This is a genomic window from Cytobacillus solani (assembly GCF_001420595.1).
Taxonomy (GTDB): domain Bacteria; phylum Bacillota; class Bacilli; order Bacillales; family Cytobacillaceae; genus Cytobacillus; species Cytobacillus solani.
Genome location: NZ_LJIX01000006.1, coordinates 4,466,971 through 4,487,079, shown reverse-complemented (window position 1 = coordinate 4,487,079; position 20,109 = coordinate 4,466,971). Strand labels below are relative to the sequence as shown.

The following is a 20,109-nucleotide window of genomic DNA, read 5'->3' as shown; positions in this document are numbered from 1 at the left end:
AAAAATGATGAAATCAGTTTTACTATACTATCCATTTGAGGTAGCCGAGAATGCGAATAGCGGTTCAAAGCTTCGCCCGAAGGAAATTCATAAGGCCTTTCAGCAATGGGGAAGCCGGGAAGGTGTAAATATTCTCTTGCTGTCAGGGAACTCAGCTGAAAGGGAGTCCTTATTTGAGCAATGGAAGGCAGAAGGGAAGCTGGATGATCTTTGGTTCTGCTATATGGAGAACCAAACGATTCCTTTTTGGCTGACCGATAAAGGACATATTCCGAAGAAGCCTTTTATTGATACGAAGGTCATGAAATTTTTAAAACAGCGCCATGTGCCTGTCGGTGTTTTTTACCGTGATGTGTATTGGAAGTTTGATGAGCTTTATCCATTAAAGGGTGCGAAGAAAGCGATTATGAAGACCATCTACCGAATGGAAGAGAATTTCTATAATAAATATTGTGACGTTATTTTCTTGCCTAGCGATGCAATGGGGAAGTTTGTGGATATTAACAGGGAGAAAGTCTCCCTCCCTCCAGGCGGAAAAGAGAGCCAAATCGTTCGAAATGAACGAGTGAACGAAAAGGCTCAAGGGCTATATGTCGGCGGGATTAATAATGAAGATTACGGATTGTTTCTCTTGCTAGATGCACTTCAACTAGCAAATAAAGAAGGCTCTATTTGTGAATTAACGGTTGTTTGCCGTGAGGACGAGTATAAGGGATTGCCTGAGGAAAAGAAGGCACGTTTGCAGGAAATGAATGTAGCGGTAAAGCATGTGAGCGGAGAAGCATTAAATGCTCTTTATCGTGAAATGGACTTTGCCTTTATTCCGAGATATCGCAGTACGTATAATGATTTCTCCGTCCCGGTCAAGCTTGTTGAATACCTTTCTAATGAGCTTCCAGTCATCGCCACATATTGTCAGGCCCAACAAGAAATAATAGAGACAGATGACTATGGCATTATTTGTGAAGACAACTCCACAGCTATGGCAAAGGCAATCGAAAATATGGCAAAAGATGCTGAGCATTATCGAGAAAATATTCAAAAAACGTTCTTGCAAAAGCATTCATGGCTTGCAAGAGTGGAAAAAATAAAGAGCACCCTAATCAAATAATTTGCACGACTTGTGGACAAAACGAGGTGTTTTGTCTTTGTAGGGTGTACATTTTAATGAACGACTTTCTGAGGAGGACATATGAAAGTTTTAATTTTGGCTCCAAGTAAATCGATACACACACATAAGTGGGCCTTGTTTTATAAAGATAAGGGGATCGATGTGAAGGTTGTAACGTTTTTCGATCATTATTCTGCGGAAAATGCGAAAGAAGTAGATACGATTACTCTTCCTAAGCTTTTACCAGGGAAGCTATCTTATATTTCAAGCGTTTTCGCACTGAAAAAAATCTTAAAACAATTCAAACCTGATATTCTGCACGCTCACTATGTGTCAAGCTATGGATTTATTGGCGCATTGGCAAATTACAAGCCTTATTATGTTTCTGTTTGGGGAAGAGATATTTTCCAATTTCCTCAGCAAGGCAGTGTGAATCGAAAAATTGTTGATTACACATTATCGAAGACTGATGTTGTTTGTTCTACAAGTCATATCATGGCTAAAGAAACAAATAAGTATACAGATAAAAAGGTTTTTGTCACTCCATTCGGTGTGGATCTGAATAAATTCAAGCCAATACCCGGGTTGAGATCAGACGATCAAATTACGATAGGTACGGTTAAGGCGTTATCAGATAAATATGGCATTGGGGATTTAATTAAAGCGTTTGCCACGATTTACGCCAGCAAGAAAAATGCCCAGCTGCTAATTGTCGGAGATGGGCCGCAACGAAGTGAATATGAACAATTAACAAAAGAGCTGAAAATTGATCATGTCACTACTTTTACGGGCAGAGTACCAAATGACAAAGTACCTGAATACATAAATAAAATGGATGTGTTCGGGGTTCCTTCTACAGAGGACAGTGAAAGCTTTGGGGTTGCTGCAGTAGAATCGATGGCATGCGGTGTTCCTGTCGTTGTTTCTAATGTCGGCGGCCTGCCTGAGGTTGTTCTCGAGGGCAAGACAGGGTATGTAGTGCCAAAAGAAAATCCGGAAGAATTAGCGAAAGCGATTCTATCTTTAGTAGAAGATAAAGAAAAAAGCCAAGCGATGGGTCTTGCGGGCATTGACCATGTAAAGGCAAATTATAACTGGGTTGATAACGCGAATGGCATGCTTGAGCTTTATGACCAAACCTTGAAAAAGGGGATGAAATCATGATTAAAAAGGCAGTTATTCCTGCAGCAGGCTTAGGGACAAGGTTTTTGCCTGCGACAAAGGCACAGCCAAAGGAAATGCTTCCGATCGTAGATAAGCCAACGATTCAATACATTATTGAAGAAGCGGTTGAGTCGGGAATCGAAGATATCATTATTGTAACAGGACGAAGTAAACGAGCAATTGAGGATCATTTTGATAAATCCGTTGAGCTAGAATTGCTTCTTGAGAGAACAGGTAAGCATGAGATGCTCGAGATCGTTGAGAATATTTCTAACCTCGTTGATATTCATTATGTAAGACAAAAGGAGCCACTAGGCTTAGGCCATGCGGTCCTATGTGCGAAGAAATTTATTGGCAATGAACCTTTTGCTGTATTGCTTGGCGATGACATTGTCGATAGTGAGGTTCCTGCGTTAAAGCAAATGATTGATCAATATAATGAGGTTCATTCAAGCATTCTTGGTTGTAATGAGGTTCCTCGTTCAGAAGTGAATAAGTATGGAATTGTGAATTACTCAGAAAATACAGGGGATCTTTTCAAGGTGGAAAGTTTAGTTGAAAAGCCTGCTATTGAAGAAGCGCCATCCACACAGGCGATTGTTGGACGATACATTTTATCGCCAGCGATTTTTGATTTGCTTGAACAGGTACAGCCTGATAAAAAAGGTGAAATTCAGCTCACAGATGCAATTGATCGATTGCTTGGACAGGAATCGATTTATTCTTATATCATCCAGGGCAACCGCTATGATGTCGGAGATAAGTTTGGATTTTTACAAGCGTCCATCGATTTCGCATTGAAGCGTCCGGATCTTAAAGATAAGCTAGAAGCTTATATTAAACAAATTCATGTTAAGTAATGGAGATGGGAAAATGAGAGTGATTTATCTATGCCAGCATTTTCCCCCTGAAACAGGTGCCCCTCAAATTCGAGTATACGAAGTAAGTAAAGAGCTAATTAGCAGAGGTCATCAGGTGGAAGTATTAACAGCATTTCCTCATCATCCTCATGGAATTATTCCAGAGGAGTATAAAGGAAAATTCTATATGTATGAGGATTGGGATGGGATTCCTGTTCACCGTTCATGGATTTACCCATCTCCGAAAGGAAGCTTCTGGAAGCGGCTTGCTTCTTATTTTTCCTTTACATTCAGTGCGTTTTATTCGCTCATGAAGGCAAAACCGACCGATGTGATCATTTGTAATTCGCCACCGCTTTTTCTCGGCATCACCGGTTATCTCGGGGCTAAAATGAAACGGGCTAAATTTGTCTTCAACGTAGCGGATATTTGGCCAGAATCTGCAGTTGAATTAGGGATTTTAAAAAATAAATCGTTTATCCGCTTAGCGGAGTGGCTTGAAAAATTTCTTTATAAAAAGTCGTGGAAAATTGCGACTGCAACTGAAGGAATTAAGGATTATATGATCCGTAAAGGGAAAGACGATTCAGATGTTTTCCTACTTCCGAATGGCGTGAATACGGAGACATTCAAGCCGATTCCAAAAGATGAGAGCTTGTTAAGTGAGATTGGCATACAAGGGAAAAAGGTATTTATGTATGCTGGAGCACTCGGTTATGCACAGGGATTAGATTCGGTATTGGAAGCGGCTCTCTTGTTATTGGACAAGCAGCAAGATGTCCACTTTCTTTTTGTTGGTGATGGCCAAGAGCGCGAGAAGCTTGTAAAAATGAAAGAAGACTTAGGGCTGGAAAATGTGACGTTTTATGGATCCGTTCCCGTTTCTGAAATGCCAAGAATGTTTTCAATTGCCGACTTTAGTGTCGTTTCCTTAAGAAATATTGAGCTTTTCAAAGGAGCAAGACCTTCGAAGATTTTCCCTGCCATTTCCTCAGGCGTTCCCGTACTTTATTGCGGAGATGGGGAGAGCGCAGCAATTCTTGAAGAATACAATTGCGGAAAAATTGCTCCTCCAGAGAATCCTGAAGGAATCGCAAATGCGATTTCAGAGTTAATGACGATATCTGATGATGAATATCAAGCGATGAGTGAAAATGGTCGTAAGCTTGCGATCGAACAATATTCATGGAAAAGCATTGTAGATGAAATTCTAGATAACATAGAAATCAAGGAAAAAAAGAAAGCCAATTCCTAGGTAGGAATTGGCTTTCTTCTTGCTGGAGGGCATGTTAGTGGGGGAAGGAGAAGGAGAGGGGTGCAGACATGTGCCCGCGAAAGCCAGAAACTCGAAAGCACGGTAACAAGAGAAAGGAACATGTGCCCGCGAAAGCCAGAAACTCGAAGACACGGTAACAAGAGAAGGCAACATGTGCCCGCGAAAGCCAAAAACTCGAAGACACGGTAACAAGAGAAGGCAACATGTGCCGCGGAAGCCAGAAACTCGAAGGCACGGTAACAAAAGAAGGCAACAAGTGCCCGCGGAAGCCAGAAACTTGAAGGCATGGTAACAAGAGAAGGCAACAAGTGCCCGCGAAAGCCAGAAACTCGAAGACACGGTTACAAGAGAAGGCAACATGTGCCCGCAGAAGCCAGAAACTCGAAGGCATGGTAACAAGAGAAAGGAACATGTGCCCGCGAAAGCCAGAAACTTGAAGGCGTGGTAACAAGAGAAGGCAACATGTGCCCGCAGAAGCCAGAAACTCGAAGGCATGGTAACAAGAGAAAGGAACATGTGCCCGCGAAAGCCAGAAACTCGAAGACACGGTAACAAGAGAAGGCGCTCGTTTGTCTATAAAGTGAAGTAAGGGAATTCCATCTTCTAATATGAAACAGAAAACGCCTGGAGTGATTTCTCATTCTCCAAGCGCTTTTGACTTTATTTTGAAACCGTTGTTCCTTGGAAATAGTGGGTAAGGATTTGTACAGCAGTCCAGCCCTTTTCTGCATAGCCACGTGCGCCGTATTGGCTCATTCCAATTCGGTGTCCCCAGCCTTTTCCATTAAGGGTTACAGAGGTAATGCCTGTTCCGCCTTCATTAGAAACAACCCCACCAGTAGTTTGGATCGATATCTTTGAATCTGAAAGGGAAACTTCGCCATTTGCCGTTTGCACCTTTTGTCCTTTTAGATCCTTAATGGTTTCAGTGCCGTTAGCTGTTTGGACGGATAGCTCCGTTGGTGAGCCATTTACCTGAATATCAAACCAGTTTGAGTATAATTGATTATAAAGGTTTGCATCGGGCAGAGGGAATAGTTTACGAATCACTGCTTCATTTCCAGTGACTGTTTTATCGCCAGCAGAAGTCTTCAGTGTTACTCCGCGAACTTCGCCGTTTGCGCCTGTTTTAGCTAAGGTAATATCAAGGATTTGAGCTGTTTCAGCAAATCCGAATGATTTTAACACTTGTGCAGCCGTAAATGTTTCACTCCAGCTGCTGTATGGAGAATTTTCATATGGATCTTCAACAGATACTAAATAAGGAAAATCGGATTGTCTAGAGTTCCATACATCTCCAACATTTGCCGTTCGGCCGCCGCTTGTTGAAAAGAAGAAGGTTTGAATCGGTTTGCCATTATATTTAACTAAAAGCCCTTCTGTTTCTTTAATGGCGGCATTTGTCCGAGCATCCTCTCCAGAATACCCTCGGTATACCTGGCTTGCCGCAGTCGTTGTTAGCATAATTGAATTTGCCGCATAGCTTCGAGCAGAAATGGCTTGTGCCTTTAAAGCCTCTTTATGCCAGGAAGCAGGCATTTCGCTAGGAACTACACCCTTTAAATAGTCTTCCATATCAAGAATATTAATGACTTCTATTTTACTGCCGTTTGGTTTCAAAAAGAAACTGCCGCGGTAAGTCACCCCATTGCTTACTCTTGCTAGAGATAGACTACTGCTGATCTGCTCTTGAACATCAAAACCTTTAGCAGAGCTTTCGGTAAAGCCAGTGTAGCTTACAGTTACTCCAGCGCTATCCTTTTTAACACTAATCGTCGTGTTTGGCGGTACTTGCGTAACATTTCCTGTATCTTTATTGCTAAGCTGATATGAGCCGTTTAAAGAGAGAGTCACATTTGCATTTAAAAGAATCGATACATTTACTTTGGTTGGGTAGTTTACTAGTTCTGCTGCTTTCGAGTCAGTTGGTAAATAGACTAGTAGCAATAGTAGACTAGCAAAAATGGAAATAAATTTCTTCAATTTATTTCACCTCGCTAAGATTGCCGATTACCCATCCTTTGATTCCGCCAGCTGTTTGAACATTATGCCAAACCTCGCCAGCAGCATTTGTGAAGGAGGAAATGTATTTTAACGTTGTCCCTTTTGGAATCACTTGAAGGGATGCATAGCTTGTCGTCGCTCCTTTACGCAAATTCACATCTCCAAATGTCACGACGGTTTTCTCTGCATTCGCTGGCTTTTCAACAGAAACGTCTCCAGAAAATACCCATCCTTTTAACGTAGAAGAAAGTTCAACACGATACCAAAGACCTGTTGCAGATTTATGTGAATCAATAACCTTCAATGAAGAGCCACTTGCTCTAGTAGCAACTACTTTATAGTCTTTTGTTGCTCCAGAATGAATGTTAACTGTTCCTTTAGCATAAACAGCTGAAGGCAGCTCTCCAGTAACTGGTGGAGTAACAGGCGGTGGTGTTGTCCCCGGCTGAGAAATTTGAGCTTTCAGATTATTTATTTCCTGCTGCTGTGAGGAAATCTTTGATTCTAGCTCGGAAATCTTCGTTTTCATTGGATTTAATTGAGAAGTCACCCAATCAACACTTGCTAATACAACGTTGCTTGAAGCCTTCATTACTTGAGGAGTCGAAATAACCGCACCCGCTCCGAGGCCCAGCGTTAACACACCTGCTGCCATTAACTTTTTTGATCGATTCATCTTTTTTCCTCCTTTTATATAAAAAACAAAAACTATTAGTCCTAAAAAAGGATAACTCTGAAAAATGAGACATTCGTCCATGAAAAAAATTTGGGTAACTAATAAAAATTACCCAAATTTATATTCCTATAGTAGATTAGCATAAATATTCGTTATGGAAAATAGTTTACAAGTATTTAGAAATTGTTAAAGTATTCCTCGAGCCCATTGGTAATTCCAACCGCTGCTTTTTTGCGGAAATCGCTAGAATTCAGCAATTTTTCTTCTTTCGGATTAGAAATGAAAGCGAGTTCTACTAAAATACTTGGCAGGTCATTCATACGGTTTACATAGAAGTTTTGTTCCTTAACGCCTCGATTATAAGTGCTAAGTGAAGAAATCATACTTTTTTGAACGGCGCTACCTAATGTTTTGCTTCGCGGTCCGTTAAAATTAACCGTTGAATTATAATAAGTTGTTGACCCATTAGATGATGCAGAGAAGGAATCTGCATGAACGCTAATGAATGCATCTGCAGTCGATTTGTTGGCAATTGCTGTTCGCTCAGCTAATTCTAGGAAAACATCAGTGCTGCGAGTAAGGATGACAGTTGCTCCGTATTTTTCTATTTCCTCTTTAAGAGCTAATGCAGTTGCTAGAACAACATCCTTTTCTTTTATTCCAGAAGGACCTACTGCCCCAGAATCCTTTCCGCCATGACCAGCATCGACGATAATTGTTTTTCCTTTCATACCGAATGGAACAATTTTAATAGATAGCTTGTCATTATAATTTCTCATCGTAAAGGAGTATCCTGGTTCAAACGTTATCACGACTGATTTTTCAGCCCCTGAAGCGAAGGTTTCGACGGATTGAATTCCAGGAATTTTTCCAGAAGGCAGCTCAACATCTGTTAATCCTCCTGTCAGCTTTAAGCGATTGGAAGACAGTGTTGTGTAAGAAACGGAAAAATTACTCGCTTTTTTCCAGTTTAAGTATTGATCTCCACCCGAAGTAGTTACTGTTGGCGATAATAGCTTCTTAGATACTAATTGAAAGGAAGCCATATCAGAGCTTAGAACCCATCCCTTTTTTCCAGAAGAGCTCAAAATATTGATCCATTGCTGGCCAAGAGAGTTCTTGAACTCACCAAGGATTGTTATTGTCGTATTCTTTTTCAGAACTTCTACCACTTTATATTGAGTGGATGCACCTGAACGCAGATTCGTATTTGATGTACTGACCGTGTACTTTGAACCAACAGCATATGTATTAGTAGTCTGTGTTGAAACAATCGTTTCACTGATCCATGCTAATTGATTGGAGCTTGTCAGTACTTGATACCATAAGTGGCCATCTGAACCCTTTTCAGATTTTACTGCTTTTAAAAGTGTTCCTTTTGTTGCCTGATCCATAATTGAATAGCTCGTGGATGGACCGCTCCTTAAATTAGCTACATCGGCAGTTACATACAAATCAAGATTCAATGATTCAGACGTACTAACTGATTCTGCTGGAATCCAGCCCGCTAATGAAGCATTTACCTCTACTCTTAGCCAAGCTGTACCGTCTGTATGGGTAAAGTGATCGATAACTTTTACTTTCTGGTTTAATGAAAGCTTGTAGACGGATGCGTAAGAGGTAGTTGCTCCTTTTCTGACATCCAGCCCATTTTGCCCGCTATAAACATAGCTGCCAATATCGGGGAGATCCGTTGTTTCAGACCCTGGAGGGCTTGGCGGATTAGCAGTTGAATCAAAGGCATCCCCATGAATCCAGCCTTTTACGGATCCTAGATCAGCACGGTACCATGTTTCTCCAGCTGCATTTTTAAACGTATCAATAATGTTTACTTTTTGATTCTGATAAACATATGTAACGATGCTGTATGAATCAGTTGCCCCTTTTCGAACCGGAGCCTTTGCCGCATAAATTGTTTTGACTTCTGTACTTGGAGGAGCAGGCTTATAATCATTAGATGGTGCGACATAATCTTGGATTACCCAGCCTTTTACGGAGCCAAGCTCAATCCGATACCAAAGTTCCCCTTTGCTGTTTGTAAAGCTATCAATCACTTTGACTACTGTGTTTTTTGAAAGTTTTGTGACTACTTGATAAGAAGTAGTAGCGCCCTTCCGAATGTTTACATTATTTTCAGTAATTAAAGCGTTCTTACCTGTTTGAATCATACTGCTGTTTATTTGTTCTACTAACGTATTTGCCGGTGTATCAAGGCTTTCTGCTTGTACGATGGCAGGAAAGAGAGCAGCAGTAGCAAGAACAGAAGAAGCAATCAGTTTTTTCAAAATTTTTTCCCTCCGTCGACAAAATTATATTTCCGTATCTTATTCTAGCGAACTTTGTCTAATGTTCCAACTATAAATACTAAATATAGTTATTTATTATTAGAAAAATATAGATAGCAATGGATGTAGAGGGGGTATTCTGGAGATTTTATACAAAAAAAGCCTGTGGCACGTTTTCACGTTTACACAGGCTTGTATTATATTAATCTAGTATTCTTCGTTATCCGTATCTTGTTCTGATTGCGAATTTTGAGAAGGCTGGTCATTTGTTCTTACTGTTTTCTTCGTATTTGTTAAGCTGTCATTTAATATTGTGCTTACTTCATCAATAGAGTCATCATCAGGAATATAATAATAAACGCCATTAATGTATTCATCTTCGCCTTCTATTGTTAAGTTCTGAATTTCTGTATTCTTTATTTTGCTATATAGTTTTATGAAATTTGCAAATTTAGACGGGGGAATGTTTGTTTTTACATTCTCTCCTAAGTCACCTAATATATCATTAATTTTTGTAATCGTACCGAAGGATGTTCCTTTATCAATAATGGCCTTGATTACTTCCTTCTGTCTTTCGTTTCGGCCTTTATCCCCTTGTGGATCCTTTTTTCTCATTCTTACATAGGCAAGAGCTTCATTCCCATTTAGATCCATTGGACCTTCATAAAAGGTTTTCCACTTTAAGCTGCCTGTAAGCTGTGATTTAAATGTAAATGGAACATTTACTTCCACTCCGCCAAGTGTGTCAACGATATCTTCAAATCCGTCAAAGTTCGTCGTAATATAATAATCAATTGGCACATCTAGCAGCTCATCAATCGTTTCAATTGTTGATTCAACGCCGCCGTAGCTAAAGGACTCAGTAATTTTTGTTTTCTTTCCAGCCGCCGGAACCATAATTCGTGTGTCACGAGGAATACTTAACATGGATACTTCTTCTGTAATTGGATTAACGGTTACAAGCAGAAGTACATCTGATCGCTGTCCGCCACCTTGTTCTTCAATTCCTAATAATAGGATATTAAAAGGCTCTTTCGTAATCTTAACCTCTTCTGTTCGATGATTTTCTACTTTTTCACGATCAATTTCTTGGTAAATATTATCAGTAGCCTTTTTTGCGTGGTAAGCAATATCAAATGCAAAATACGATCCGCCACCAACTAAAAGGAGCAGGATTAAAAGGACAAAGGTGCGCCAAAAACGCTTCTTTTTGCTTTTTCTCCTATTTGACCTAAGATTAGACATTTTATCCCCACTTTTTGTTTTAATAGTAAAGAAACTTTAGTGACTGTATTCTTTGTATGTTCTATTTGTTTCATTAAAAAAGACACATATTGCAGGCTGGCTTTGTTAAACGCAAGTAAATCAATAGTTAATTTTACCGAAATTATCAGTAATCGTAAATATAATTATTTTTCCACGTCTTCTTCCAAATATAACAAGGCGCCTTCTGTAATTTCTCCCTGTCCATTCGTTAGCTCAATCATCCATTCTGTAAAGGCAGCTGTTTGTTCTTCCTCCACAAATGTTTCGATCTCTACCGTATCTAAATAATGGATTTCCTTAAGCGCATAGATAGAGGAGCGAAGTTCGTTTTCGAGCTTTCCAAGCCAAGTATAGTCCACCTTCGTATGCATAACCTGCATGAGCTTTCTTTCAACAATCCCAGTTGCATCAATGCCTTCTGAGGTAGATTTCCCATAAGCACGAATAAGGCCGCCTGCTCCAAGCTTGATTCCTCCGAAGTACCGAGTAATGACAACAACCGTATCTTTCAATTGCTTTTTCTTGAGTACTTCAAGGATGGGAACGCCTGCGGTTCCGCTCGGTTCACCATCATCATTTGCTTTTTGGATCTGATCATTTTCTCCAATCATATAGGCAGAGCAATTATGTGTGGCATCCCAATTTTGTTTTTTTATTTTTTGGATAAATTCTTGTGCTTCTTCTTCCGATTCCGCTCTTTCAACATAAGCGATAAATCGCGATTTTTGGATGATGATTTCGTGTTCTCCGTAACCTTTTACAGTATAGTAACGGGGCAGCATATAACCGCTCCTTTCCAATCTAATTCGCCTTTCTTCATTATAATTCGACAAGTTGTAAAACTTCAATTATAAGCTGAATGTAATGAAACTTTAATATTGTAAAAAAGTCTCCGTGTTATAATAACAATATTCAAATGGTAGGAACCTTCTATAAATAAGTTATTCACTGAATATAGTTGGCTAATAAAGATAATTTATGGTCATATTATAGGATATAAGTCATATGTATGAAACATAATACTAAGTCTTTTTACGGAATTTTGCCCATTTTAGCCTGTTTTTAAGTGTTCAGAGATAGTATAACAAGCCATTTCAAGCTAGAATAAAAGGGATTAGTGGAAGAAATTTGTTTAAAAGTAGGTCTATGCTGGGTAGAAGAGAAGCATTTACAGTACATAAGCTTTTTTCATAAGCTATACAGTCCATAGGTCGCTAAGCGTATGCTTTTCGATTGGAGGATATTTAATGAGCAAAAAAAAGAAACTTGATACAAAGACGCTTGATTTAATATTAGAAAAAATGATTGACACGGTTGACATTAGCAAGAACGAAATTTTTCGTATTGGTGAGCAATGCCGCAAGGATCATATGACTTTAAGTGATGAGCTTAAAGCAATGAAGGAGCAAGTTGCGAAGACCATTAGCGAAGGGGACAGGCTCGATGTTCAAACGCGTTTTGCGAGAAAACGTCTTTCTGAAGTAAGCATGCACTTTAAGGATTATACTGAAGCGGAAGTACGAGATGCATATGAAAAAGCTCATCAGCTGCAAATGAATTATTCCATGAACCAGCAAATAGAAAAGCAGCTTCGGGATCGACGCGATGATATTGAAAGAAGGCTTATTGGCTTACAGGAAACGATTGAGCGTGCAGAACATCTCATTTCCCAAATTACGGTCGTTATGAATTATTTAACAAGCGATCTCCAGCAAGTTGGTGAAATGCTCGAGGATGCCAAGATGAAACAAGACTTCGGGTTGAAAATCATCGCTGCGCAAGAAGAAGAGCGAAAACGTGTATCTAGGGAAATTCATGACGGTCCAGCGCAAATGATGGCAAATGTCATGATGCGTTCGGATTTAATTGAACGAGTATACCGGGAAAGAGGCAGCAATGAAGCATTCAAGGAAATTCGCGACCTGAAAAAAATGGTCCGAAATGCACTATATGAAGTGCGGAGGATTATTTATGACCTGCGTCCGATGGCTCTTGACGATTTAGGCTTAGTTCCGACCCTCAAAAAATACTTGCAGACAACCGAAGAATATCATAAGAAAACAAAAATTGTCTTTGCAAATTTAAAAGAAGAAAAGAGACTCCCAGCAAATTATGAAGTGGCTCTATTTCGACTCATCCAAGAATCTGTACAGAATGCGATTAAACATGCTCGGCCATCAGAAATACAAGTGAAGCTTGAAATCGATAAGTCCAAAGTTTCTGCTATCATTAAAGATGATGGGATCGGCTTTGATACCTCTCAGAAAAAGACAAATTCCTTTGGCTTGATCGGCATGAGAGAAAGGGTCGAGCTATTAGAAGGCGAGCTGTCCATTGATTCAAAAATAGGAAAAGGGACAGTTGTTCTCATTCAGGTTCCTATTATTTGTGACTCGAATAATTGAGGATAGTAGAGGGGAACGGAATAATTATTTCGCAAAGATAGTAGCAAATTTTAAAGAGAAATAAGAAATTACTTAGATAAAATCTATGTGAAGAATGTAGGAGGGGAAAAAATGACTACAAAGATTGTCATAATTGATGACCACCAATTATTTAGAGAAGGCGTAAAACGCATTTTAGATTTTGAAAAATCGTTTGAGGTAGTAGCTGAAGGGGATGATGGAAGTGAAGCTCTTTCCATCGTTGAACAGCACCAACCAGACGTCATTATTATGGATATTAATATGCCGAGTACAAATGGTGTTGAGGCTACACGCCAGCTGATTGAAAAATTCCCTGAATCAAAGGTGATTATTCTTTCCATTCATGATGATGAAAATTATGTTTCGCATGCATTGAAGACAGGCGCAAGCGGCTATCTATTGAAGGAAATGGATGCAGACGCATTAATTGAAGCTGTCAAAGTAGTAGCCGATGGCGGTTCATACTTACATCCAAAGGTAACCCATAATCTTGTAAATGAATACCGCAGACTTGCGTTAGAGGAAGCAGGACAAGGTCAATCTCACATGCCGCGCGTAGAAATTCGCCGTCCGCTTCATCTGCTAACTCGCCGCGAATGCGAAGTACTCCAGCTGCTAGCAGATGGAAAAAGCAACCGCGGAATTGGTGAAGCCATCTTCATTAGTGAAAAAACGGTTAAAAACCACGTCAGCAATATTTTACAAAAAATGAACGTAAACGACCGTACACAAGCCGTAGTTGTCGCCATTAAAAATGGCTGGGTAGAAGTTCGGTAGTACGTTATTGAGAAAAGAGCTGTTGCATAAAAATGCAAGGGCTCTTTTTTATGTGAGTGGATTGGGTTTATATGAGTAAATTTACTATATTAGGCTTTGGACAGGATTGGCGATTTTAAGGGTAATCGATTCCGAATTAAAGCCGAGTTCAGACAGGATTGGTTAAGATAAGAGAGAGCGAGTCTGAACAAGAGTCAAGTTCGGACAGTTTAGGTGAAAACAAGAGAGATCGAGTCTGAACAAGAGTTGAGTTCGGACAAGTTTGCTGAAGATAAGAGAGATCGAGTCTGAACAAGAGTCAAGTTCGGACAGTTTAGGTGAAAATAAGAGAGAACGTGTCTGAACAAGAGTCAAGTTCGGACAAGTTTGCTGAAGATAAGAGAGATCGAGTCCGAACAAGAGCCAGGTTCGGACAAATTTGGTGAAAATAAGAGAGAACGAGTCTGAACAAGAGTTGAGTTCGGACAGGTTTAGTGAAAATAAGAGAGATCGAGTCTGAACAAGATCTAAGTTCGGACAAGATTGGTTAAGACAAGAGAGATCGAGTCTGAACAAGAGCCAGGTTCGGACAAGTTTAGTGAATCATGAGTTATCAAGTCCCAACCTGAGTCCATTTTATAGATCCCTACAAAAGAGAATGTACTCACGAGTAAAATCAATACTACTTATTCTTAAAAAACATAATCATTTTAACACTCCGGTTGCGAGAGTTTGTAATATACTTTTTATTTCGGAGCCTCTTTTCCGTGCACAGTGAATCATAAATAAAACTTCTTCGATTTCCTGTGGAGTAGAAACCTCAGTGAGCCAATCCGCTAATTCCTCTCCAGTAATAGAATATTTAATTGTAGAAATTCTAATCGATTTATAAGCTTTTAGTATATTTTTGAATGCATGAATATTTCTCCTATGGTCTGTGCCAGGGTAATACGAATTTGAATAGGCCCTCTTGTGCATATAGAACCCCACCCTATAATAAATAATCCTCGTACAATCTTGACTGCAATGTAGAGAGGACATACCTGAACTCACTAGAAATGTACAATTCATGACACTTACTTTATACCTGTTTACAAAATAGGTGTTTTTAACCAAAATAGGAATAAATACATAAAGGAGCGAGTGGATATGTCTAGTTTAGAAAAACTGCCAGATCTATTATTAGTCGAGACGTACTATAAAGCTGTTGCGATTGATCTTGAACCGAAATTTATTGAATTTCTATTATTTGAAATTAATAAAAGAGGCTTAGAGGTTTATTATGAAAAACAATTGAATTGATCCTGTATCTATAATTCTCCAAAAGTAAGCTTCAGTTACTCTACATGATTTATACCCATTTTCACAGTACTATTAACGTTATTCTTCTCGAACGTTTCCACACATGATAAAAATTCTCTCTCTTCAGCCTAATCCCGTCAAATCCACCCCAAATTTAATGCATTTCCTTTCAATTTCATATAAAATGGGAAATAGAAAATGAATAAGGATGGTATCCCAAATATGAAAACGGCAGTAGTCACGGATAGTACAGCCTATATCCCAAAGGAACTACGGGAAAAATTAAATATATATATGATTCCACTTAGTGTAATTTTTGGAAATGAAACATATCAGGAAGAAATCGATATAAGTGCTTCTGACTTCTATGAGGAAGTAAAGCAAAAAGAGCTTCCGACAACCTCTCAGCCTCCAGTTGGACAGTTTGTAGAGCTTTTTGAAAAGCTATCAAAGGAATATGATGCTGTTATCAGCGTTCACTTATCAAGCGGGATTAGCGGTACATTCCAAGGTGCGGTCACTGCTGGAGGCATGGCGGAAGGAATTGAAGTCTTTCCATTTGATTCTGAAATCAGCTGTATGGTGCAAGGCTTTTATGTGCTGGAAGCAGCGGAAATGGCTGCAGAAGGACATTCACCACAGGAAATAATGGCACGGCTAGAAGAAATGAAGCATTCGATTCGCGCATATTTTATGGTCGATGATCTATCCCATTTACAGCGCGGCGGACGTCTTTCAAGTGCTCAAGCACTTATCGGCAGCTTGCTTCAAGTAAAACCGCTTCTCCATTTTGAAGAGAAGGTCATTGTCCCATTTGAAAAAATCCGCACACGCAAAAAGGCAATGAAACGAATCGTCGAACTCCTTGAAGAGGATGCCAAAAGCGGTGCCCCTTATCGAGCAGCAATTATTCATGCAAATCGAGAAGCAGAGGCAAACGAATGGAAAGCCGAGCTTGAAGCCCAATTCCCAAATGTTGAATTTATGATCAGCTACTTCGGTCCCGTCATCGGTACCCATCTTGGTGAGGGTTCGATGGGACTAGGTTGGGTAAAGAAGAAATAAACGTTCCCTGACTTGCAAAAAAAGTTACTTCGGGGGAACGAAAAGGACCCGATATACGCATTACACAGAATACACGGTAACAAATAGAGTAAAAGCGTGACTGAAAGTAACGAAAAATAAATAACAGAGGTATTCGGATCGTATGCCGGGTGCCTCTAATACTACTGAGGTGATCCTTTGCGATTTGCCATCGTCCATTCGAAACTCCTTCCCGATAAACTCCTTCATTCCCCTGAAAAAACATACCCAATCTCATCAATTGATCACATTCCCGTTCAGCAGACGAATTCGAGCTACTCCTACAACATAGAGCTTCAACAACAGTTAGCAGGCAAACAGCTTTTGCTCGATGATCTTGTCATTCCCCTCGAAGAAATCCAAGAACATTACGAAAATGGGTGCCTTATCTACCGGAAAGGGATCTCAATTGAAAAAAATAAACCTATCTGCAATCGCTGCGGCAACAAAAATAAACATTTTTTCGCTCACTTTCCATGTGCCCGATGCGGCGAACAGTGCCTATATTGCCGTAAGTGCATAATGATGGGGAGGATCAGTGCATGCACCCCATTAATCAGCTGGACAGGACCGCCTGCACAAATCGATATCAATCGTTCGCAGCTCTCTTGGAACGGTTCCCTATCGGAAGGACAGCAAGCGGCCTCTGAACGAGTTGTACAGGCAATTAATGAAAACAAAGAGCTCCTTATATGGGCAGTGTGCGGGGCAGGGAAAACCGAAGTGCTTTTTCAAGGCATAGATGCTGCGCTTACCGCTGGAAAAAGAGTGTGTCTTGCAACGCCAAGAACAGATGTGGTACTTGAGTTAACTCCTCGTCTAAAAAGTGTTTTCCCGAACATCCAGGTTGCTTCCCTCTATGGCGGGAGTGAAGACCGCCATTTGAATGCCTCCTTAACGATTACAACAACCCACCAGCTTCTTAGATTCTACCAAGCCTTTGATACTGTCATTCTCGATGAAGTTGATGCCTTTCCATATTCTGTTGAGGAATCTCTCCAATACGCCGTCCATCAAGCGCGAAAGCAGTCATCCTCCATGATCTACCTTACTGCTACCCCAAATGAAAAATGGCAAACCGAATGCCTTCAAGGAAAAAAAGACTTTGCAACAATTCCTGCCCGCTACCATCGTCATCCTTTACCAATGCCGCATTTTCAATGGTGTGGGAACTGGGAAAAGGGGCTAAAAAAGAATCGCCTTCCCCCAACCATCGTTCAATGGGTAAAAAAGCGTCTGGACTCTAACAAGCAATGCCTCCTATTCATTCCTAAAATCGATAAAATGGAAAAAATCCTTCCGCTCATCCGATCGCTCCATCCGAAAATAGAGGCGGTCCATGCGGAAGATCCAAATCGGAAGGAAAAAGTAATCGCGATGCGGAACAAGGAAATCCCCGTACTCCTCACCACAACGATTTTAGAAAGAGGAGTAACTTTCCCCAATATTGATGTGGCCGTACTAGGTGCAGAGGACCGTATTTTTACTGAAAGTGCCCTCGTTCAAATTGCCGGCCGCGTGGGCAGGAGTGCACAGTTCCCAAGCGGCGAGATCACTTTTTTTCATTATGGTAAAACAAATGCAATGATTCGTGCGAAAAATCAAATCTTAAAAATGAACGAAGAAGCTCGAAAGAAAGGACTGATTGATTATTGAACACTGTCTTGTTTGCTTTTCAGAAATGATGCCGCAAATGGGCTGGACTACGTTATTTTCAAAAGAAGAATCAAGCTACATGTGTACGGAATGCTACGCGAAATTTGAAAAAATTGAAGGAGAAACCTGTAAGAGCTGTGGTCGTCCTTTAGTGGAAATAGAACCACAATTTAAAGCGGGGAATCGGTGCTTAGATTGCATCCGTTGGGAGGAGGATCACGAATGGGCAGGTACGCTTGAGAGAAACCATTCACTTGTCCATTACAACGATTTTGCCAAAGAAGTGATTGCACGCTTCAAATATCGTGGGGATTATTTGCTTTCGTATCTATTTGTTCCGTTAATCAAGAAAAAGCTCCAATTGATCTCTTTTGATGCAATCGTTCCGATCCCGTTAAGCGAGGATCGACTCTATGAAAGAGGATTCAATCAATCAGAAGCTATAATTTTAGCTTGTGGCTATCAGCCAAACAATCTCCTCACTAGAATTCATTCAGAAAAGCAATCAAAGAAATCCCGCTCAGAGCGCATTCACCTTTCACAAGTTTTTCAAACAAAGATCAACATTCCAAATAAAAAAATCCTCCTCATTGACGATATATATACTACAGGTTCTACACTTAGACATGCCGCGAAAGTCCTTAAAGAAGCAGGCGCCCAATCAATAACCTCGCTGACAATAGCAAGAGGATAACAGAATTTCGGAAATCTGCCATTTTCTAATTTCCGGCATTCAGGCTATAATTGTGGAAAAAGAGATCTTAAAGATAATAAGGAGGAGCCAGCGTGTCTGAACTGACAAACTGTCCAAACTGTAATGACATATTCGTAAAAAACCAATTCCGTGAAATCTGCCAAAATTGCTGGAAAGAGGAAGAAAAGGCATACGAAACGGTCTACCAATTCATCCGCAAACGTGAAAACCGTGCGGCAACAATGGAACAAGTAGTAAGCGCAACCGGAGTAGAAGAAGAGCTAATCCTAAAATTCATTAAAACAGGACGTCTCAAATTAACACAATTTCCAAACCTTGGATACCCATGTGACAAATGCGGAGCGATTATTCGTACAGGAAAGCTTTGTGATCATTGTTCAGAAATTCTTCGAAAAGAGCTTGATGTTTTCGCAATGGAAGAAGAGCGTAGATTGGAAATTGAGAGAAGAGAAAAGAATGCAACTTATTTTGCGATGGATGAGAAGATTAAAGGGAGAAATTAACATTGAACTAATTACCTGTGAGAAATGTGGGCAGATTGTGATTCATCAAATGAATCGATCATCTGAACGTGTGTCTTACAGGTTTTTTATTTCAGGAAATTTTATTATCTAGTTCAAATTAAGCAAAGGGACATTCATTTCAATAGGTATTTAGAAGTAATTTCAGCTAACTTAAAAATAATATTTAAAAACTTTACACTTTTACCGATAATAACTATATAGAAATTCGCTCGGAGTGAAAGTGAGGGATATCAATGAAAATCAATAACTTTGGCACTTCAGGTGTAAACCCATATAAACGCCAAATGAATAAACTTGATAACATAGCAAAAACAACAGCAAACGCAACAGATAAAATAGAAATCTCAACAACAGCAAAAGAAATGCAGCAAGTCTCCCAGTATGCTGTCAACCGCCAAACAAAGGTAGATGAACTGAAAATACAAGTAGAGAACGGCAACTATAAGATCAACCCAAATGAGGTCGCAAAAAGCATCCTCAATTTCTATAAAAGATAAGGATTGGAGGGGAAACACATGTCCGCCGAATTGTTATACGCATCCATGGAAAAGCTATGCAAGCTTCACAAAAGCCTCTATGAGCTCGCAGTGAACAAAACAGACATCATCAAAACCGGGGACATGGATGCCCTAAACCAATTATTAAAAGACGAACAATCCCATATCGCGGCCATTGATCGAATGGAGAAAGAACGCCAAAAAGCAGCAAAGGCTCTTGCGCCTCACATCGATCAACCGACAGTTACAGATTGTATGGATCGTCTTTCAACTGCTGAACAGGACAAGATTACAGACATTGCCAATAAACTCGTCCAACAAGTCTTTCATTTAAAGGAACAAAACAATCTCAATCAGCAGCTCATTCATAACTCTCTGCAATTCGTCAATGTTTCTATGAATTTATTGCGTCCGCAGCCTGAAAATATAAACTATGGACCACCTAAAAAAAATAAAAAGTCTTCCGAAAAAAGCGCCCAAGGGATGTTTAATTCGAAAGCATAACAGA

Annotated in this window: 19 protein-coding genes; 13 read left to right on the top strand and 6 right to left on the bottom strand. The window is 40.0% G+C overall.

What is annotated here, in order from left to right:
- Window positions 1–4: 4 nt before the first annotated feature.
- From AN957_RS24205 to AN957_RS24190, 4 genes are all read left to right on the top strand, one after another.
- Entirely contained in the window at window positions 5–1,111 is a 1,107-nt protein-coding gene (locus AN957_RS24205; protein WP_053478723.1) for a glycosyltransferase, read from the top strand.
- Window positions 1,112–1,192: 81 nt separating this feature from the next.
- A complete protein-coding gene (locus AN957_RS24200) occupies window positions 1,193–2,275 on the top strand; it encodes a glycosyltransferase (protein WP_053478724.1) in 1,083 nt (360 codons plus the stop codon).
- Window positions 2,272–3,135 carry a UTP--glucose-1-phosphate uridylyltransferase GalU gene (gene galU / locus AN957_RS24195; RefSeq protein ID WP_053478725.1) on the top strand — a complete coding sequence of 288 codons (864 nt, stop codon included), beginning with the start codon at window positions 2,272–2,274 and terminating at the stop codon, window positions 3,133–3,135. Before AN957_RS24200 ends, galU begins: the two co-directional genes overlap by 4 nt.
- Before the next feature lie 13 nt (window positions 3,136–3,148).
- Window positions 3,149–4,390 (top strand): glycosyltransferase family 4 protein, encoded by a 1,242-nt coding sequence (locus tag AN957_RS24190; protein WP_053478726.1) that lies wholly within the window; start codon window positions 3,149–3,151, stop codon window positions 4,388–4,390.
- A gap of 681 nt (window positions 4,391–5,071) precedes the next feature.
- Here AN957_RS24190 and AN957_RS24185 read toward each other — a convergent pair.
- The 5 genes from AN957_RS24185 to AN957_RS24165 form a co-directional block, all read right to left on the bottom strand.
- On the bottom strand, window positions 5,072–6,394 hold the full coding sequence (locus AN957_RS24185) for a SpoIID/LytB domain-containing protein (RefSeq protein ID WP_053478727.1): 1,323 nt from the start codon (window positions 6,392–6,394) through the stop codon (window positions 5,072–5,074).
- 1 nt (window position 6,395) lies between these two features.
- The gene (locus AN957_RS24180) at window positions 6,396–7,091 is read right to left on the bottom strand and encodes an SH3 domain-containing protein (protein WP_053478728.1); all 696 of its coding nucleotides are present in this window, start codon (window positions 7,089–7,091) and stop codon (window positions 6,396–6,398) included.
- 176 nt (window positions 7,092–7,267) lie between these two features.
- Window positions 7,268–9,376: an N-acetylmuramoyl-L-alanine amidase gene (locus tag AN957_RS24175; protein WP_075209244.1), complete on the bottom strand. Its 2,109-nt coding sequence runs from the start codon at window positions 9,374–9,376 to the stop codon at window positions 7,268–7,270.
- Between the two features lie 207 nt (window positions 9,377–9,583).
- Complete coding sequence (locus tag AN957_RS24170; protein ID WP_053478729.1) at window positions 9,584–10,621, bottom strand: LCP family protein; 1,038 nt, start codon at window positions 10,619–10,621, stop codon at window positions 9,584–9,586.
- Between the two features lie 164 nt (window positions 10,622–10,785).
- The gene (locus tag AN957_RS24165) at window positions 10,786–11,424 is read right to left on the bottom strand and encodes a YigZ family protein (protein ID WP_053478730.1); all 639 of its coding nucleotides are present in this window, start codon (window positions 11,422–11,424) and stop codon (window positions 10,786–10,788) included.
- 465 nt (window positions 11,425–11,889) lie between these two features.
- Here AN957_RS24165 and AN957_RS24160 point away from each other — a divergent pair, with 465 nt between their 5' ends.
- Together AN957_RS24160 and AN957_RS24155 are read left to right on the top strand one after the other, a co-directional pair.
- Window positions 11,890–13,047 carry a sensor histidine kinase gene (locus tag AN957_RS24160; protein WP_053478731.1) on the top strand — a complete coding sequence of 386 codons (1,158 nt, stop codon included), beginning with the start codon at window positions 11,890–11,892 and terminating at the stop codon, window positions 13,045–13,047.
- 111 nt (window positions 13,048–13,158) lie between these two features.
- Window positions 13,159–13,845, top strand: coding sequence for a response regulator (locus AN957_RS24155; protein WP_053478732.1), 687 nt, complete (start codon window positions 13,159–13,161; stop codon window positions 13,843–13,845).
- 684 nt (window positions 13,846–14,529) lie between these two features.
- On the opposite strand, the gene AN957_RS24150 is transcribed toward AN957_RS24155, so the two are convergent.
- Complete coding sequence (locus AN957_RS24150) at window positions 14,530–14,802, bottom strand: hypothetical protein (RefSeq protein WP_053478733.1); 273 nt, start codon at window positions 14,800–14,802, stop codon at window positions 14,530–14,532.
- A 171-nt stretch (window positions 14,803–14,973) separates the two neighbouring features.
- Here AN957_RS24150 and sda point away from each other — a divergent pair, with 171 nt between their 5' ends.
- The 7 genes from sda (at window position 14,974) to AN957_RS24120 (ending at window position 20,105) form a co-directional block, all read left to right on the top strand.
- Window positions 14,974–15,126, top strand: a complete 153-nt coding sequence (gene sda, locus AN957_RS27240) for a sporulation histidine kinase inhibitor Sda (protein ID WP_082446734.1) — start codon at window positions 14,974–14,976, stop codon at window positions 15,124–15,126.
- Between the two features lie 222 nt (window positions 15,127–15,348).
- The gene (locus AN957_RS24145; RefSeq protein WP_053478861.1) at window positions 15,349–16,191 is read left to right on the top strand and encodes a DegV family protein; all 843 of its coding nucleotides are present in this window, start codon (window positions 15,349–15,351) and stop codon (window positions 16,189–16,191) included.
- A gap of 177 nt (window positions 16,192–16,368) precedes the next feature.
- Entirely contained in the window at window positions 16,369–17,865 is a 1,497-nt protein-coding gene (locus AN957_RS24140; RefSeq protein WP_056686573.1) for an ATP-dependent helicase ComFA, read from the top strand.
- Window positions 17,855–18,559, top strand: coding sequence for a ComF family protein (locus AN957_RS24135; protein WP_342668503.1), 705 nt, complete (start codon window positions 17,855–17,857; stop codon window positions 18,557–18,559). Before AN957_RS24140 ends, AN957_RS24135 begins: the two co-directional genes overlap by 11 nt.
- Before the next feature lie 92 nt (window positions 18,560–18,651).
- Window positions 18,652–19,083, top strand: coding sequence for a TIGR03826 family flagellar region protein (locus tag AN957_RS24130; RefSeq protein WP_053478735.1), 432 nt, complete (start codon window positions 18,652–18,654; stop codon window positions 19,081–19,083).
- A gap of 254 nt (window positions 19,084–19,337) precedes the next feature.
- Entirely contained in the window at window positions 19,338–19,601 is a 264-nt protein-coding gene (flgM, locus tag AN957_RS24125) for a flagellar biosynthesis anti-sigma factor FlgM (RefSeq protein WP_056686570.1), read from the top strand.
- Between the two features lie 18 nt (window positions 19,602–19,619).
- On the top strand, window positions 19,620–20,105 hold the full coding sequence (locus tag AN957_RS24120) for a flagellar protein FlgN (RefSeq protein ID WP_056686567.1): 486 nt from the start codon (window positions 19,620–19,622) through the stop codon (window positions 20,103–20,105).
- Window positions 20,106–20,109 lie beyond the last annotated feature (4 nt).

What these genes read in the sequence shown, in the direction of transcription:
- AN957_RS24205 (WP_053478723.1), top strand. Translation starts at nt 5, where the DNA reads ATGATGAAATCAGTTTTACTATACTATCCATTTGAGGTAGCCGAGAAT.
- AN957_RS24200 (WP_053478724.1), top strand. Translation starts at nt 1,193, where the DNA reads ATGAAAGTTTTAATTTTGGCTCCAAGTAAATCGATACACACACATAAG.
- galU (WP_053478725.1), top strand. Translation starts at nt 2,272, where the DNA reads ATGATTAAAAAGGCAGTTATTCCTGCAGCAGGCTTAGGGACAAGGTTT.
- AN957_RS24190 (WP_053478726.1), top strand. Translation starts at nt 3,149, where the DNA reads ATGAGAGTGATTTATCTATGCCAGCATTTTCCCCCTGAAACAGGTGCC.
- AN957_RS24180 (WP_053478728.1), bottom strand. Translation starts at nt 7,091, where the DNA reads ATGAATCGATCAAAAAAGTTAATGGCAGCAGGTGTGTTAACGCTGGGC.
- AN957_RS24170 (WP_053478729.1), bottom strand. Translation starts at nt 10,621, where the DNA reads ATGTCTAATCTTAGGTCAAATAGGAGAAAAAGCAAAAAGAAGCGTTTT.
- AN957_RS24165 (WP_053478730.1), bottom strand. Translation starts at nt 11,424, where the DNA reads ATGCTGCCCCGTTACTATACTGTAAAAGGTTACGGAGAACACGAAATC.
- AN957_RS24160 (WP_053478731.1), top strand. Translation starts at nt 11,890, where the DNA reads ATGAGCAAAAAAAAGAAACTTGATACAAAGACGCTTGATTTAATATTA.
- AN957_RS24155 (WP_053478732.1), top strand. Translation starts at nt 13,159, where the DNA reads ATGACTACAAAGATTGTCATAATTGATGACCACCAATTATTTAGAGAA.
- AN957_RS24150 (WP_053478733.1), bottom strand. Translation starts at nt 14,802, where the DNA reads ATGCACAAGAGGGCCTATTCAAATTCGTATTACCCTGGCACAGACCAT.
- sda (WP_082446734.1), top strand. Translation starts at nt 14,974, where the DNA reads ATGTCTAGTTTAGAAAAACTGCCAGATCTATTATTAGTCGAGACGTAC.
- AN957_RS24145 (WP_053478861.1), top strand. Translation starts at nt 15,349, where the DNA reads ATGAAAACGGCAGTAGTCACGGATAGTACAGCCTATATCCCAAAGGAA.
- flgM (WP_056686570.1), top strand. Translation starts at nt 19,338, where the DNA reads ATGAAAATCAATAACTTTGGCACTTCAGGTGTAAACCCATATAAACGC.
- AN957_RS24120 (WP_056686567.1), top strand. Translation starts at nt 19,620, where the DNA reads ATGTCCGCCGAATTGTTATACGCATCCATGGAAAAGCTATGCAAGCTT.